The sequence below is a fragment of the Streptomyces sp. NPDC002886 genome (assembly GCF_042888445.1).
Lineage (GTDB): Bacteria > Actinomycetota > Actinomycetes > Streptomycetales > Streptomycetaceae > Streptomyces.
This window is the reverse complement of record NZ_JBIAPV010000003.1, coordinates 98,949-114,385: the sequence shown is the minus strand read 5'-3', so window position 1 is coordinate 114,385 and position 15,437 is coordinate 98,949. Positions and strand designations below refer to the sequence as shown.

Genomic DNA, 15,437 nt, shown 5'->3' with positions numbered 1-15,437 from the left:
CATGCTCGAGGAGGCTCTTGAGCACCTCGTGAAGGGCATCGTGGACAACCCCGACGAAGTGCAGGTCGCCTCGCGCAACCTGCGCCGCGGGCAGGTGCTGGAGGTTCGGGTCCACCCCGACGACCTCGGCAAGGTGATCGGCCGCAACGGCCGCACCGCACGTGCTCTGCGTACCGTCGTGGGCGCTATCGGCGGCCGGGGGATCCGCGTCGACCTCGTCGACGTGGACCAGGTCCGCTGAGCAGTTGAATCACCGGCACGGGCCGGGGAGGGCATACGTGCCCGCCCCGGCCCGTCGTCGTCTGAACAGGAGAAAAGCAGTGGAGCTGGTAGTCGCGCGGATCGGCCGCGCCCACGGGATCAAGGGTGAGGTCACCGTCGAGGTGCGGACCGACGAGCCCGAGCTGCGGCTCGGGCCGGGTGCCGTGCTGCGGACCGACCCCGCGTCGGCGGGACCGCTGACGGTCGAGACGGGCCGGGTGCACAGCGGCAGGCTGATGCTGCGCTTCGCCGGGGTCAAGGACCGCACCGGCGCCGAGGCCCTGCGCAACACCCTGCTGATCGCCGACGTGGACCCGGCGGAGCTGCCGGCCGAGGACGACGAGTACTACGACCACCAGCTGATGGACCTCGATGTCGTCCTGGAGGACGGCACCGTGATCGGCCGGATCACCGAGATCTCCCACCTGCCCTCGCAGGACCTGTTCATCGTCGAGCGGCCGGACGGCACCGAGGTGATGATCCCCTTCGTCGAGGAGATCGTCGCCGAGATCGACCTCGAAGAGCAGCGCTGCGTCATCACCCCGCCGCCCGGTCTCATCGACGAGCGCGAGGCGATCGTCGTGTCCGCCCGGGACGAGGAAGCCGCGGAAGCGGGGCCGGACTCGGCGTCGGACTCGGACGGGGAAGACGCCTGATGCGTCTCGACGTCGTCACGATCTTCCCGGAGTACCTCGAACCGCTCAACGTCTCCCTCGTCGGCAAGGCGAGGGCGCGCGGCCAGCTCGACGTGCACGTCCACGACCTGCGGGACTGGACGTACGACCGGCACAACACGGTGGACGACACCCCGTACGGCGGCGGTCCCGGCATGGTCATGAAGACCGAGCCGTGGGGCGAGGCCCTGGACGCGGCCCTGGCCGACGGCTACGAATCGGGCGCGCACGGGCCCGTCATCGTCGTCCCCACCCCCAGCGGCCGGCCCTTCACCCAGGAACTGGCCGTCGAGCTCTCCGAACGACCCTGGCTGATCTTCACCCCGGCCCGGTACGAGGGCATCGACCGCCGGGTCATGGACGAGTACGCCACGCGCCTGCCGGTCTACGAGGTGTCCATCGGGGACTACGTCCTGGCCGGCGGCGAGGCGGCCGTCCTGGTCGTCACCGAGGCCGTGGCCCGGCTGCTCCCCGGGGTGCTCGGCAACGCCGAATCGCACCGGGACGACTCCTTCGCGCCCGGGGACATGGCCAACCTGCTGGAGGGGCCCGTCTACACCAAGCCCCCGGAGTGGCGCGGCCACGGGATCCCGGACGTGCTGGTCAGCGGCCATCACGGCAAGATCGCCCGGTGGCGCCGCGACGAGGCCTTCCGCCGTACGGCGGCCAACCGCCCGGACCTGATCGAGCGCTGCGAGGCCTCGGCCTTCGACAAGAAGGACCGCGAGCTGCTGAGCATCCTCGGCTGGAAGCCGTCCTCCGACGGCCGATTTTGGCGCAGGCCGCAGACCGTGGAAGAATAGGCGGCTGCTGTGTGCTCGCGTACGCCCCTGCCACAGGGGGACCGTCGTCCGCCGAGTCCCGCAGCTCCCGAATTCTCTCCGGAAACCCCGCATCGGCGACCTGTGGCGTCATGCGAAGAAAGCAGACGAATCACATGTCTCACCTGCTCGATGGCGTCAACGCCGCCACCCTGCGCTCGGACCTCCCGGCCTTCCGCCCGGGTGACACCGTCAACGTGCACGTCCGCGTGATCGAGGGCAACCGCTCCCGTATCCAGCAGTTCAAGGGTGTCGTCATCCGCCGCCAGGGCGCGGGCGTCTCCGAGACCTTCACCGTCCGCAAGGTCTCCTTCAGCGTCGGCGTGGAGCGTACCTTCCCGGTCCACTCCCCGATCTTCGAGAAGATTGAGCTCGTCACCCGCGGTGACGTGCGTCGCGCCAAGCTGTACTTCCTCCGTGAGCTCCGCGGCAAGGCCGCGAAGATCAAGGAGAAGCGCGACCGCTGATCTGCTCCCGGGGTTCAGGGGAAGGCCGGATAGGCTCGCCCCCGATGGACACCGAAGCACCTCACACGCAGCGCGGCCACTCTTCCCCCGACGAGGGGGAGGGGCGGTCGCGTTTCGTGCTTTCCGGAGCGGGACCGGACTCGGGTCCGACTCCGGGCACGGCCCCGGCGGCGGGCCCGGTGGCGGACTCGGCGGCGGACTCGGGTCGGGGCCCGTTGGACCGGCTGAGCTGGCGGCGTGCCGGGCTGCTCGGCCTCGCCTGCACCGTCTTCCTGCTGCTGTTCAGCAATTTCGTGCTCCAGCCCTTCCTGATCCCGAGCCACTCGATGGAGCCCACGCTCGCCGTCGGGGACCGGGTCCTGGTCAACAAGCTGGCGTACCGTTTCGGCGACCGGCCGGAGCGCGGGGACGTCGTGGTCTTCGACGGCACGGGCTCCTTCGTACAGGAGGACCGGGGCGGGAGTCCGATCGGCGACGCCCTGCACGGGGCGGTCTCCGCGCTCGGGCTGGCCGAGCCCTCGGACACCGATTTCGTGAAGCGGGTCGTGGGTATCGGCGGCGACGACGTGGTGTGCGACGAACAGGGCCGGATCAAGGTCAACGGGGTCCCGCTGGACGAGCCGTACCTCTTTCCCGGCGACTCCGGATCGAAAGTGCCGTTCCGTATCGTCGTGCCCCTTGGGAGCCTGTGGGTCATGGGTGATCATCGTTCCCAGTCCCGGGACTCCCGGGACCACCTCGGGGAGCCGGGCGGGGGGATGGTGCCGGTGGAGAAGGTGATCGGGCGGGCCGACTGGATCGGCTGGCCGGTGTCGCGCTGGGGTGCCGCGGATTCCGCGGGCGGCGGCCGTGGGTAGCCGCGGGCGCCCGCGGGGAGACCGGTACGAGGACGCCGGCTCGGAGCCCGAACCGGAGCCGGAGCCCGAGCCAGGCGCCGGGCCCGCCGAGCCCGGCAGCCGGGCCGAACGGCGTCGCCTCGCCCGCCGGGTGAAGCGCAGGCGGCGTACCCGGCGGGTGGGTGAGCTTCCCCTGCTCGTGGTGGTCGCGCTGTGCATCGCCCTGATCCTCAAGACCTTCCTCGTCCAGGCCTTCTTCATCCCGTCGGGATCCATGGAGCAGACGATCCGCATCGGCGACCGGGTCCTGGTGGACAAGCTCACCCCGTGGTTCGGCTCCCAGGTCGAGCGGGGCGACGTGGTCGTCTTCAAGGACCCGGGAGGCTGGCTGGGCGCCGACAGCGTCCAGCCGGCCGAGGACCCGGTGGGCGTCAAGCAGATCAAGCAGACGCTCACCTTCATCGGCCTGCTGCCCTCGGCGAACGAACAGGACCTGATCAAGCGGGTCATCGGGGTCGGCGGGGACAGCGTGAAGTGCTGCGACGCCCGGGGGCGGGTCAGCGTCAACGGCTCGCCGCTCGACGAGCCGTACGTCAACCCGGGCAACGCGCCCTCGGAGATCCGCTTCGAGGTGCAGGTGCCCGCCGGACGGATCTTCGTCATGGGCGACCACCGGGCGAACTCCGCCGACTCCCGCTACCACCTCGACGAGGCCTTCCACGGCACGATCGACGTCAAGGACGTGGTCGGCCAGGCCGTGGTGATCGCCTGGCCCGTCGGGCACTGGCACCGGCTGGAACAGCCCGCCACCTTCCGCATGGTTCCCGACCAGGCGCGCGGCGGTCGCCGCGCGCCCCGTAGGCGCCGGGGCGGCTCCTCGTTCGCATAGTGTGTCCTTGGTCTCCCGCGCCTTCGGGAACTCCCGCTCGTTAGGGGAGGGGAGGGCCCGCGCCGCATCAGGTCCGGGCGTCGAATTCCGAACGAGGAGTGGATGTGGGGGACGTGGCAGTTGGTGCACGGTCCGGACGCGACGAGGGTGGCGAGGAGCCGAAAGACTCCTCCGGGCCCGATGCCGTCGAGCAAGACGGCGACGCGCAGGACGGCGCCGAGGCACGCTCGCACCGTTCCTTCTGGAAGGAGCTTCCGCTCCTGGTCGGAATCGCCCTGCTGCTCGCTCTGCTGATCAAGACCTTCCTCGTGCAGGCCTTCTCGATCCCCTCCGACTCGATGCAGAACACCCTGCAGCGCGGCGACCGGGTGCTCGTGGACAAGCTGACGCCGTGGTTCGGGTCGGAGCCCGAGCGCGGTGAGGTCGTCGTCTTCCACGACCCGTCGAACTGGCTGAGCAACGAGTTCACTCCCGAGCCCAACATCGCCCAGAAGGCCCTCAGCTGGATCGGCCTCATGCCGTCCGCCGAGGAGAAGGACCTGATCAAGCGGACGATCGCCATCGGCGGTGACACGGTCGAGTGCAAGAAGGGGGGACCGGTCATCGTCAACGGCAAGGAGCTCGACGAGCCGTACATCTACCCGGGCAACACCCCGTGCGACGACCTGCCCTTCGGTCCGCTCACCGTGCCCAAGGGCAAGATCTGGGTGATGGGCGACCACCGGCAGAACTCGCAGGACTCCCGCTACCACCAGCAGGACCCCGCCACCCAGGGCTTCGTGCCCGTCAGTGACGTCGTCGGGCGCGCCGTGGTGGTCGCGTGGCCGGTCACCCGCTGGTCGACCCTGCCGGTTCCGGACACCTTCGACCAGCCCGGCATCGGCACGCAGACCAAGGCCACCGCGCTCGGCATGGACGCCGCCGGACTGGCGCCGGTCGGGCTCGGCCCGGCCGCCCTCGGGTTCGCCGGCGCGGTACCGGTCGTACTGTGGCGCAGGCGGAAGCTGACCGCAGGGCCTACCGGCAGGTAGGGTGCCGCCCAGGTCGACGATCTCCGAGTGTGGGGGCGCTTGCAATGGGCGGAACACGAGCAATACGAGCAGGTGACGGCGGTGGCCGCGGTGCTCTCGGCAGCGTGCTGTCGGGAGTCGTCGTGGCCATCGGCTTTGTGCTCTTCCTCGGCGGGTTCGTATGGGGAGCCGTCGTGTACCAGCCGTACACGGTGCCGACCGACTCGATGGTGCCGACGGTGAACCCCGGGGACCGCATGCTGGCACAGCGCATCGGCGGGGGCGAGGTGCACCGCGGGGACGTGGTGGTCTTCAAGGACCAGCAGTGGAGCGATTCGCCGATGGTCAAGCGGGTCGTCGGGATCGGCGGGGACACGGTCAAGTGCTGCGCCAGTGGCGGCCGGCTCACCGTGAACGGCAAGGAGCTGGACGAGCCGTACATCGAGGTGGAGAAGCTCGACCTGGCGGGCGCTCCGGACGGGGCCGCCTCCCGGACGTCGTTCGAGGTGACGGTGCCCGAGGGCAACCTCTTCCTGCTCGGCGACCGGCGCGGATCCTCGCTGGACTCGCGGGCACACCTGCAGGAGGCCGGCCAGGGGACGGTGCCCCGCTCGGCGGTGATGGCCCGCGTCGACGCCGTCGCGTGGCCGGACCTGTCGATGGTGGAGCGGCCCAAGGCCTACGCCGCCCTGCCCGGCGGGACCTCGACGGCGGGGCCCCTGCTGCTCCAGGTGGCGGCGGTGGTGGTCGGCGCCGCCCTGGTGGTGCTCGGAGCCGCGTACGGGCCGGTCGTACGGATCTTCGGGCGTGGGCGGAGGCGGGAGCGGGTCGATGTCCGCTGACGCGACGGCGGGGCCGGGGACGGGTTCCGGGTCGGGCGGGCCGCGGAAGGTGGCGCGGGTGATCCTGCTGGACCCCGAGGACCGGATCCTGCTGATGCACGGCTTCGAGCCGGGAGACCCGGCGGACGACTGGTGGTTCACCCCGGGCGGCGGCCTGGAGGGGACCGAGACCCGCGAGCAGGCCGCACTGCGCGAGCTCGCGGAGGAGACCGGGATCACCGACGTGGAACTGGGCCCGGTGCTGTGGCACCGCTACTGCTCGTTCCCCTTCGACGGGCGCCGCTGGGAGCAGGACGAGTGGTACTTCCTGGCCCGGACCAGCCAGACCGCGACGGTGCTGGGCGGCCTCACCGAGCTGGAGCGCCGCAGCGTCTCGGGCACCAGGTGGTGGACCTCCGAGGAACTTCTTGCGGCCCATGAGACGGTGTACCCGACCAGACTCGCAGAGCTGCTCCGCACGCTGCTCGACGACGGTCCCCCGGGTGCGCCCGTGAACCTGGCCCCGGAAATCGTTTAGGGGCGCACGGGCCTGGCGCACAATAGGGGGACGCACGGCTGAAGGGGAACATGCCATGAGTGCCGAGGACCTCGAGAAGTACGAGACCGAGATGGAGCTGAAGCTCTATCGCGAGTACCGCGACGTCGTCGGGCTGTTCAAGTATGTGATCGAGACCGAACGCCGTTTCTACCTCACCAACGACTACGAGATGCAGGTGCACTCGGTGCAGGGGGAGGTCTTCTTCGAGGTCTCGATGGCCGACGCGTGGGTCTGGGACATGTACAGACCGGCTCGCTTCGTCAAGCAGGTGCGGGTGCTGACCTTCAAGGACGTGAACATCGAGGAGCTCAACAAGAGCGATCTCGAACTTCCGGGCAGCTGATTCCCTCCTCTCCTCCGAGCCTTCCTCCCCCGCCGGGGTGATGCGGTTGTCCACATCGCCCCGGCTGTCCACCAAGATCCACTAGGTGGGCGGGGGTGCGGGACCGTCGGTGTCGGAGGTGGTGCCGGATGAACGCGAAGGGCGTGGCACAGCAGGCATTGGGGCGGTACGGCGAGGACCTCGCGACGCGGCGGCTCACCGAGGCCGGGATGACCGTGATCGCGCGGAACTGGCGGTGTCGCGGCGGGGAGATCGACATCGTCGCCCGGGACGGGGACGCCCTCGTCGTGTGCGAGGTCAAGACGCGGCGGGCCGGGGAGTTCGAGCATCCGATGGCCGCGCTGCGGCCCGCCAAGGCCGAGCGCTTGCACAGGCTCGCCGGACGTTGGCTCGCCGACCACGGGGGACCACCCCCGGGCGGGGTGCGCATCGACCTCGTCGGGGTCCTCCTGCCGCGGCGCGGCGGTCCCGTGGTGGAGCACGTCAGGGGGGCGGCCTGATGGGGTTCGCACGGGCCTGCTCGGTCGCCCTCGTGGGCGTCGACGGCGTGGTGGTGGAGGTCCAGGCGGACCTGGAGCCCGGGGTCGCCACCTTCGCCCTGGTGGGGCTGCCCGACAAGACCCTGATCGAGAGCCGGGACCGGGTCAGGGCGGCCGTCGTGAACTCGGGCGCCGCCTGGCCGCAGAAGAAGCTCACCGTCGGCCTCAGCCCGGCGTCGGTCCCCAAGGGCGGCGCCGGCTTCGACCTCGCCGTCGCCGCCGCCGTTCTGGGCGCCGCCGAAGTGGTGGATCCGAAGGTGATCGCCGATCTGGTCCTCATCGGGGAACTGGGGCTCGACGGCCGGGTGCGTCCCGTCCGCGGGATCCTGCCGGCCGTGCTCGCCGCCGCCGAGGCCGGATACCGGCAGGTCGTGGTCCCCCAGCAGTGCGCCGCCGAGGCCATGCTCGTCCCGGACGTCTCGGTGCTCGGGGTCCGCAGCCTGCGGCAGCTGATCGCGGTGCTCACCGACGGGGAGGTCCCCGAGGAGGATCCGCCGGATCCGCCCGGGCGGCCGGACCCGATGCTCGCCGGGCTGGTCGTCCCCGGCGCCGGACTGGGCACGGGCGTGGCCCGCGACGGCGACGGGCGGGACTTCCCCGATCTCGCCGACGTCGCCGGACAGCACGCGGCACGCCGGGCCCTGGAGGTGGCGGCCGCCGGGGGTCACCACCTCTTCCTCAGCGGACCGCCGGGCGCGGGCAAGACCATGCTGGCCGAGCGGATCCCCTGGATCCTGCCCCCGCTCACCCGACAGGACTCACTGGAGGTCACGGCCGTCCACTCGGTCGCGGGAATCCTGCCCCCGGGCGAACCGCTCGTCGCCCGGCCCCCGTACTGCGCCCCGCACCACTCGGCGACCATGCAGTCGCTCGTCGGGGGAGGGGCCGGGGTGGCCAGGCCCGGAGCGGTCTCCCTGGCCCACAGGGGGGTGCTGTTCCTCGACGAGGCCGCGGAGTTCAGCACCAAGGCCCTGGACGCCCTGAGGCAGCCCCTCGAAGCCGGACACGTGGTCATCGCCCGCGCCGCCGGGGTGGTACGGCTGCCGGCCCGGTTCCTGATGGTGCTGGCCGCCAACCCCTGTCCCTGCGGGCGGCACACCCTGCACGGGACCGGATGCGACTGCCCGGCCTCGGTGGTCCGCCGCTACCAGGCCCGGCTGTCGGGGCCGCTGCTGGACCGGGTGGACCTGCGGGTGGAGGTCGAGCCGGTCACCCGCTCCGATCTGCTGGGGCGCGGTGGCCGCGGCGAAGCCACGACGGTGGTCGCGGCCCGGGTGCGGGAGGCCCGTGACCGGGCGGCGGCGCGCCTCGACGGCACGCCCTGGCGGCTCAACGCGGAGGTACCGGGCCATGAGCTGCGGACCCGCTGGCCGGCCGCGCCGGGAGCACTGGCCCAGGCCGAACGGGACCTGGAGCGAGGTCTGCTGACCGCGCGGGGGCTCGACCGGGTGCTGCGGGTCGCCTGGACGGTGGCCGACCTGAGGAGCCGGGACCGCCCCGACGCCCTGGACGTGGCGGTCGCCCTCGAACTGCGCACCGGGATCGCGCGCGGAGCCTCGGCGCACCTGGACGCCGCCTCGTGACCGCCGCGCAGCCGCAGGAGGAGGCCGGGGCGGAGGCGGAGCCGCAGGCGCGGCTGGAGTTCGAGGGCGAGGTGCTCGCGCGGGCCGCGCTCACCCGGGTCCTGGAGCCCGGGGAGGAGCACGGCGGGCGCTGGCTGCGGTCGTACGGGGCCGTCGGGGTGATACGGCTGCTGACCGGACCCGAACCGGAGCCCGGGGCGCTGACCGGGGTCGGCGCCGAGCGGCTCGCCGGATACCGCCGCCGGGCCGCGGCGGCCGACCCCCGGCGGGACCTGGCGGCCGCCGCCGAGGCCGGGGGAAGGTTCGTCTGCCCGGGGTCCGCGGAGTGGCCGAGTCAGCTGGACGACCTCGGCGACGCCCGGCCCGTCGGGCTGTGGGTGCGGGGCGGGCCGAGCCTGCGGACCTGGGCGCTGCGGTCCGTGGCGGTGGTCGGGGCCCGCGCGTGCACCCCGTACGGGGCGCACATGGCGCAGGGTCTGGCCGGTGAACTCGCCGAGCACGGCTGGGTGGTGGTCTCGGGCGCCGCCTACGGGATCGACGGCGCCGCCCACCGCGGCGCCCTCGCCGCCGGCGGGGCCACGGTCGCCGTGCTGGCCTGCGGGGTGGACGTGCCCTACCCGCGCGGACACGCCGGACTGCTCGGCCGGATCGCCGCCCAAGGGCTGCTCCTCGGCGAGTTGCCCCCGGGCAGCCATCCCACACCGAGCCGATTCGTCCTGCGCAACCGCGTCATCGCGGCCCTGACCCGGGGCACCGTCGTCGTGGAGGCGGCCCACCGCAGCGGATCCCTGGTCACCGCCCGGCGGGCCCAGGCGCTGGGGAGGATCACCATGGGCATCCCGGGCCCGGCCACCAGCGGGCTCTCGGCGGGCGTGCACGAACTGCTGCGCGGTGAGGCCTCGCTGGTCACGGACGCTGCGGAGGTCATCGAGCTGGTCGGCGCGATGGGGGAGCTGGCCCCGGAGCGGCGGGGCCCCGTGATCGCCCGGGACCTCCTGGGCCCCGGCGCGGTCCGGGTCCTCGAAGCCCTCCCGGCGGGTCGCCCCGCCGAGCTGGAGGAACTGGCCCTGGCGGCGGGCACCGGCACCGATGAAGTCATCGGCAGACTGTACGAACTTCACTCTCTGGGGTTTGTCGAACGGCAGGGCGACGGCTGGCAGTTGGCCTCGAAGCGGCCGAGAGGAGGCGCATAAAGCGCGGCCACCCGGCGAGGCGGTCGTTGACCTGGGGCGTTCCGGTGAAAGAGTGAAGCCGATGAGAGACGCGGTCCTCCCGGTGGCACCCGCCGGGACCGTGCGCCAGGCGCCGGTCCCGGGCCGCCCGCGCGAGTCGGGGCGCCCTTGCGGGCCTGCGCGATCCCGTACTCTTCGCGCACCGCGACACTTCCGTCACGCTACGCTCCCAAGGAATCCGGCTCCGGCAAAGGCGAAGCATGCCCCAGCACACCTCAGGGTCCGACCGCGCTGCGGTGCCCCCCGCTGCGCGCGGCAGCGAGCGGTCCACCGCGCCCTCGTCGCTGGAGGTGCTGTGGCGCTCGTACAAGGACTCGGGTGACGAGCGGCTGCGGGAGCAGCTGATCCTGCACTACTCGCCCCTCGTGAAGTACGTGGCGGGCCGGGTCAGCGTCGGCCTGCCGCCCAATGTGGAACAGGCCGACTTCGTCTCCTCCGGAGTCTTCGGACTGATCGACGCCATCGAGAAGTTCGACATCGAACGGTCCATCAAGTTCGAGACGTACGCGATCACCCGCATCCGCGGCGCGATGATCGACGAGCTGCGGGCCCTGGACTGGATCCCCCGCTCGGTGCGGCAGAAGGCGCGCGCCGTCGAACGGGCCTACGCCACGCTGGAGGCCCAGCTGCGGCGCACCCCGACGGAGCACGAGGTCGCCGGTGAGATGGGCATCGGGGTGGAGGATCTCCACGCCGTTTTCAGCCAGTTGTCGCTGGCGAACGTGGTCGCCCTGGAAGAGCTGCTGCACGTGGGCGGGGAGGGGGACCGCCTCTCCCTGATGGACACCCTCGAGGACACCGCCGCGGACAACCCGGTGGAGGTCGCGGAGGACCGGGAGTTGCGCCGGCTGCTGGCGCGGGCCATCAACACGCTGCCCGAGCGGGAGAAGACGGTGGTGACCCTCTACTACTACGAGGGCCTCACGCTCGCCGAGATCGGCAACGTCCTCGGGGTCACCGAGAGCCGCGTCAGCCAGATCCATACCAAGTCGGTCCTGCAGCTCCGGGCGAAGCTGGCGGACGTCGGGCGCTGACCCGCCGGGAGCGGGCCGTGCGACCGGGGGCGGGCGCCGGGAGCGTGCGACGGCCTTGCGGTACATCCGTAGAGTGGACGCGTGCCCAGGATTCGAGCGGCCTCCGTGGCCGAGCACCGGTCGATGCAGCGCGGCGCCCTCTTGGACGCTGCCCGTTCCCTGCTGTCCGAGGGGGGAACGGAAGCGCTGACCTTCCCCGCCCTCGCGGAGAGGACCGGCCTCGCCCGGTCCTCCGTGTACGAGTACTTCCGGTCCCGCGCGGCCGTCGTCGAAGAGCTGTGCGCGGTGGACTTCCCCGTGTGGGCGGCCGAGATCGAGGCGGCGATGTCCGAGGCGCAGGAGCCGGAGTCGAAGATCGAGGCGTACGTGCGCAGCCAGCTGGGGCTGGTGGGGGACAAGCGGCACCGGGCGGTGGTGGCGATCTCGGCGAGCGAGCTGGACGCCGGGGCGCGGGAGAAGATCCGCGCGGCGCACGGGAGCCTGATCGCGATGATCGTGGAGGCGCTGGCCGCGCTGGGACAGGCGGAGCCGAGGCTGGCCGCGATGCTGCTCCAGGGCGTGGTGGACGCCGCCGTCCGGCGGATCGAGGCGGGCACGGGGGAAGACCCCGTCGTCGTCACGGACGCGGCGGTGGCCATGGCCCTGCGGGGCGTCGGGGGCTGACCCGCTCCGCCGCCGGCCCCGGGGTTCCGGCAAGGGGCAGTAGGCGGGGAGTCGGGCGGGGGAGGAGCGCCAGCGGGTTGAGGTAGGTCTCCGCACGCAGGAGACCCCAGTGGAGGCAGGACCGGGGGCAGTGCGTGCCGTCCGTGAGGACGGCCACCACCTGGCCGGCCGTGACCTCGGCGCCCTCCGCCACCAGCGGGCGGACCGGCTCGTACGTGGTGCGCAGGCCGTTCGGGAGGGTCAGCGAGAGCACGCCGCGACCCGCGACCGGGCCGGCGAAGTGCACCCGGCCCGGACCGACCGCGCGGAGCTCCGCGCCCACCGGCGCCGCCAGGTCCACCCCGCGGTGGCCCGCCGCGTACGGGGTCGGGGGTGGGTCCCACCAGCGGACCACCGTGAGGGGCGCGGGGAGCGGGCGTCCGCCCGTGACCCCCGAGGCGCCGGTGACCCCCGAGGCGCCCATGGCCCCCGGAGCAGGCCGCGGCCCCGGTACGGGCGCGGGCGCGGGCGGGCCCAGGGCGAGGCCGAGCGTCAGGGCCAGGGTGAGCAGCAGCTTCGTCATGGGGGTCAGGGTCCCGCCCCGGAGCCGGTCGCGCCGGGGCTTGTGGACGGGCGGGGCGCTGTGGACAACCGCGTCATCCGGCATACCACCGGGTCCCGTACACTTCTTGTGGCGATCCGGGTCACCGGGTCGACTTCGCACGCCCCAGCACCGGCCCCTCAGGGCCAGGTGACAGCGTCTCTCGGTCCCCTCTACGGGGGCAGGGCGCGACAGGGGCGTCAGGAACCAAACCGAGAAAACAAGGAGATGGCCATGGCCGTCGTAACGATGCGGGAGCTGCTGGAAAGCGGCGTCCACTTCGGTCACCAGACCCGCCGTTGGAACCCGAAGATGAAGCGCTTCATCTTCACGGAGCGCAACGGCATCTACATCATCGACCTGCTGCAGTCGCTGTCGTACATCGACCGCGCCTACGAGTTCGTGAAGGAGACCGTCGCCCACGGCGGTTCCATCATGTTCGTCGGTACCAAGAAGCAGGCCCAGGAGGCCATCGCCGAGCAGGCGACGCGCGTTGGTATGCCCTACGTCAACCAGCGGTGGCTGGGTGGCATGCTCACCAACTTCTCCACCGTCTACAAGCGCCTTCAGCGTCTGAAGGAGCTTGAGGCGATCGACTTCGAGGACGTCGCCGCCTCGGGTCTCACCAAGAAGGAGCTCCTGGTCCTCTCTCGCGAGAAGATCAAGCTGGAGAAGACCCTCGGTGGTATCCGCGAGATGTCGAAGGTTCCCAGCGCCGTCTGGATCGTCGACACCAAGAAGGAGCACATCGCCGTCGGTGAGGCGCGCAAGCTCCACATCCCGGTCGTCGCGATCCTCGACACCAACTGCGACCCCGACGAGGTCGACTACAAGATCCCGGGCAACGACGACGCGATCCGCTCCGTCACCCTGCTCACCCGCGTGATCGCCGACGCCGTCGCCGAGGGCCTCATCGCCCGTTCCGGTGCCGCCACTGGCGACTCGAAGCCGGGCGAGAAGGCCGCTGCCGAGCCGCTGGCCGAGTGGGAGCGCGACCTGCTCGAGGGCGAGAAGAAGGCCGACGACGCTGAGGCCGCTCCGGCCGAGGCCGCTGTCGAGACCCCCGCCGTCGAGGCCGAGGCTGAGGCCGCTCCGGCCGCCGAGGCCGAGGTCGTCGCCGAGGCCGTCGTCGAGGCTCCGGCCGCCGACGCCGAGCAGGCCTGACCCACTGAGAGCGCCCGGCGTTCATGCGCCGGGCACTCACAGCACGGACGATGACGGCGGGGGAGCCGCGCCACAAGCGCGCCTCCTCCGCCGTTCACCCGTAGATCTACGACTTCGAGAGAGAATCACAGACTCATGGCGAACTACACCGCCGCTGACGTCAAGAAGCTCCGCGAGCTCACCGGCGTCGGCATGCTGGACTGCAAGAACGCGCTGGTCGAGGCCGACGGTGACGTCGACAAGGCCGTCGAGGCACTCCGTATCAAGGGTCAGAAGGGCGTCGCCAAGCGCGAAGGCCGTTCTGCCGAGAACGGTGCCGTCGTCTCCGTCATCTCCGACGACAACACCTCCGGTGTCCTCGTCGAGCTGAAGTGCGAGACGGACTTCGTCGCCAAGGGCGACAAGTTCCAGGCAGTCACCGAGCAGCTGGCCAAGCACATCGCCGCCACGTCCCCGGCCGACGTCGAGGCGCTCCTGGCGTCCGAGATCGAGCCCGGCAAGACCGTGCAGGCGTTCGTCGACGAGGCCAACGCCAACCTCGGCGAGAAGATCGTCCTGGACCGCTTCGCGCAGTTCACCGGCGGCTACGTCTCGGCGTACATGCACCGCACCATGCCCGACCTGCCGTTCCAGATCGGTGTCCTGGTCGAGCTCGACAAGGAGAACGCCGAGGTCGCCCGCGGCGTCGCGCAGCACATCGCCGCGTTCGCCCCGAAGTGGCTCGCCGCCGAGGACGTTCCGGCCGAGGTCGTCGAGTCCGAGCGCCGTGTGGCCGAAGAGGTCACCCGCGCCGAGGGCAAGCCGGAGGCCGCGCTGCCGAAGATCGTCGAGGGTCGTGTCAACGGCTTCTTCCGCGACAACACGCTGCTTGGCCAGGCCTACGCCCTGGACGCCAAGAAGTCCGTCCAGAAGGTTCTGGACGAGGCCGGTGTCACCCTGGTGCGCTTCTCGCGCATCAAGGTCGGCATCTGAGTCCGTCCGTACGCGACGGACACCGGACCCCGGTAGGGTCTGAAGCAGTCGCCCGCGTTCGCGCAGGGCGACCGCAGATCTGACGAGGAGGCCATTGCCGTAGAGGGAACCGCGAGGACCCACCGGCAATGGCCTTCTTCGTATGTGCACGAGGAGATCTCCATGAATCAGGGCGTGGACACCCACACCGCTTCCCACGACAAGAGCGACCAGGACAAGAAGGGCCGCCGCTTCATGCTGAAGCTGTCGGGCGAGGCCTTCTCCGGTGGCGGAGGACTCGGCGTCGACCCCGACGTGGTCCACGCCATCGCCCGCGAGGTCGCCGCGGTGGTCCGCGACGGCGCGGAGATCGCGATCGTGATCGGCGGTGGCAACTTCTTCCGCGGCGCCGAGCTCCAGCAGCGCGGCATGGACCGGGCCCGGTCCGACTACATGGGCATGCTCGGCACCGTCATGAACTGCCTCGCCCTCCAGGACTTCCTGGAGAAGGAAGGCATCGACTCCCGCGTCCAGACGGCCATCACCATGGGCCAGGTCGCCGAGCCGTACATCCCGCTGCGCGCCGTGCGCCACCTGGAGAAGGGCCGCGTCGTCATCTTCGGCGCCGGCATGGGCATGCCCTACTTCTCCACCGATACCACGGCCGCCCAGCGTGCCCTGGAGATCGACGCGGAAGCCCTGCTCATGGGCAAGAACGGCGTCGACGGGGTCTACGACTCCGACCCGAAGAAGAACCCGGACGCGGTGAAGTTCGACGCGCTGGAGTACAGCGAGGTGCTGTCGCGCGACCTCAAGGTCGCCGATGCCACCGCCATCACGCTGTGCCGCGACAACAAGCTGCCCATCCTGGTCTTCGAGCTGCTCGCCGAGGGCAATATCGCGCGAGCCGTCAAGGGTGAGAAGATCGGCACGCTCGTGAGCGACCAGGGCACCCGGGCCTGAGCAGGCCCCGTCCGCCTGAACCATCCATTTCTGACATGCAGGAGCAC

General features: G+C 71.5%; 19 protein-coding genes. 18 read left to right on the top strand and 1 reads right to left on the bottom strand.

Annotation, left to right across the window (positions count from 1 at the left end):
- Window position 1 precedes the first annotated feature (1 nt).
- From ACFYYB_RS12740 to ACFYYB_RS12670, 15 genes are all read left to right on the top strand, one after another.
- Entirely contained in the window at window positions 2-241 is a 240-nt protein-coding gene (locus ACFYYB_RS12740; protein WP_030011889.1) for an RNA-binding protein, read from the top strand.
- 79 nt (window positions 242-320) lie between these two features.
- Window positions 321-917 carry a ribosome maturation factor RimM gene (gene rimM / locus ACFYYB_RS12735; RefSeq protein ID WP_389435145.1) on the top strand — a complete coding sequence of 199 codons (597 nt, stop codon included), beginning with the start codon at window positions 321-323 and terminating at the stop codon, window positions 915-917.
- Window positions 917-1,738 (top strand): tRNA (guanosine(37)-N1)-methyltransferase TrmD, encoded by an 822-nt coding sequence (trmD, locus tag ACFYYB_RS12730; protein ID WP_389435143.1) that lies wholly within the window; start codon window positions 917-919, stop codon window positions 1,736-1,738. Before rimM ends, trmD begins: the two co-directional genes overlap by 1 nt.
- 134 nt (window positions 1,739-1,872) lie before the next feature.
- Entirely contained in the window at window positions 1,873-2,223 is a 351-nt protein-coding gene (gene rplS / locus ACFYYB_RS12725; protein ID WP_112450506.1) for a 50S ribosomal protein L19, read from the top strand.
- A 44-nt stretch (window positions 2,224-2,267) separates the two neighbouring features.
- Window positions 2,268-3,080: a signal peptidase I gene (gene lepB / locus ACFYYB_RS12720; protein WP_389435141.1), complete on the top strand. Its 813-nt coding sequence runs from the start codon at window positions 2,268-2,270 to the stop codon at window positions 3,078-3,080.
- Window positions 3,081-3,237: 157 nt separating this feature from the next.
- Window positions 3,238-3,948, top strand: a complete 711-nt coding sequence (lepB, locus tag ACFYYB_RS12715) for a signal peptidase I (RefSeq protein ID WP_389435139.1) — start codon at window positions 3,238-3,240, stop codon at window positions 3,946-3,948.
- A gap of 113 nt (window positions 3,949-4,061) precedes the next feature.
- Window positions 4,062-4,979: a signal peptidase I gene (gene lepB, locus ACFYYB_RS12710; RefSeq protein WP_389435137.1), complete on the top strand. Its 918-nt coding sequence runs from the start codon at window positions 4,062-4,064 to the stop codon at window positions 4,977-4,979.
- 44 nt (window positions 4,980-5,023) lie between these two features.
- Window positions 5,024-5,800 (top strand): signal peptidase I, encoded by a 777-nt coding sequence (gene lepB, locus ACFYYB_RS12705; protein ID WP_389435135.1) that lies wholly within the window; start codon window positions 5,024-5,026, stop codon window positions 5,798-5,800.
- Complete coding sequence (locus ACFYYB_RS12700; protein WP_389435133.1) at window positions 5,790-6,317, top strand: NUDIX hydrolase; 528 nt, start codon at window positions 5,790-5,792, stop codon at window positions 6,315-6,317. The genes lepB (ACFYYB_RS12705) and ACFYYB_RS12700 overlap by 11 nt, the downstream gene beginning before the upstream one ends.
- A 55-nt stretch (window positions 6,318-6,372) precedes the next feature.
- Window positions 6,373-6,681: a DUF2469 domain-containing protein gene (locus tag ACFYYB_RS12695; protein WP_005311352.1), complete on the top strand. Its 309-nt coding sequence runs from the start codon at window positions 6,373-6,375 to the stop codon at window positions 6,679-6,681.
- A gap of 128 nt (window positions 6,682-6,809) precedes the next feature.
- The gene (locus ACFYYB_RS12690) at window positions 6,810-7,181 is read left to right on the top strand and encodes a YraN family protein (RefSeq protein WP_389435131.1); all 372 of its coding nucleotides are present in this window, start codon (window positions 6,810-6,812) and stop codon (window positions 7,179-7,181) included.
- A complete protein-coding gene (locus tag ACFYYB_RS12685) occupies window positions 7,181-8,803 on the top strand; it encodes a YifB family Mg chelatase-like AAA ATPase (RefSeq protein ID WP_389435129.1) in 1,623 nt (540 codons plus the stop codon). Before ACFYYB_RS12690 ends, ACFYYB_RS12685 begins: the two co-directional genes overlap by 1 nt.
- Before the next feature lie 53 nt (window positions 8,804-8,856).
- Window positions 8,857-9,996: a DNA-processing protein DprA gene (gene dprA, locus ACFYYB_RS12680; protein WP_389436179.1), complete on the top strand. Its 1,140-nt coding sequence runs from the start codon at window positions 8,857-8,859 to the stop codon at window positions 9,994-9,996.
- Window positions 9,997-10,235: 239 nt separating this feature from the next.
- The gene (gene whiG / locus ACFYYB_RS12675) at window positions 10,236-11,069 is read left to right on the top strand and encodes an RNA polymerase sigma factor WhiG (RefSeq protein WP_250743879.1); all 834 of its coding nucleotides are present in this window, start codon (window positions 10,236-10,238) and stop codon (window positions 11,067-11,069) included.
- A 105-nt stretch (window positions 11,070-11,174) separates the two neighbouring features.
- A complete protein-coding gene (locus tag ACFYYB_RS12670; RefSeq protein ID WP_389436178.1) occupies window positions 11,175-11,732 on the top strand; it encodes a TetR/AcrR family transcriptional regulator in 558 nt (185 codons plus the stop codon).
- Here ACFYYB_RS12670 and ACFYYB_RS12665 read toward each other — a convergent pair.
- Entirely contained in the window at window positions 11,686-12,294 is a 609-nt protein-coding gene (locus tag ACFYYB_RS12665) for a murein hydrolase activator EnvC family protein (RefSeq protein ID WP_389435127.1), read from the bottom strand. The two genes, ACFYYB_RS12670 and ACFYYB_RS12665, sit on opposite strands and share 47 nt — an antisense overlap.
- A 252-nt stretch (window positions 12,295-12,546) precedes the next feature.
- Here ACFYYB_RS12665 and rpsB point away from each other — a divergent pair, with 252 nt between their 5' ends.
- The 3 genes from rpsB (at window position 12,547) to pyrH (ending at window position 15,390) form a co-directional block, all read left to right on the top strand.
- Entirely contained in the window at window positions 12,547-13,476 is a 930-nt protein-coding gene (rpsB, locus tag ACFYYB_RS12660) for a 30S ribosomal protein S2 (RefSeq protein ID WP_389435125.1), read from the top strand.
- Between the two features lie 135 nt (window positions 13,477-13,611).
- Window positions 13,612-14,448, top strand: coding sequence for a translation elongation factor Ts (gene tsf, locus ACFYYB_RS12655; protein WP_389435123.1), 837 nt, complete (start codon window positions 13,612-13,614; stop codon window positions 14,446-14,448).
- Between the two features lie 162 nt (window positions 14,449-14,610).
- On the top strand, window positions 14,611-15,390 hold the full coding sequence (pyrH, locus tag ACFYYB_RS12650; protein WP_389435121.1) for a UMP kinase: 780 nt from the start codon (window positions 14,611-14,613) through the stop codon (window positions 15,388-15,390).
- Window positions 15,391-15,437: the final 47 nt, after the last annotated feature.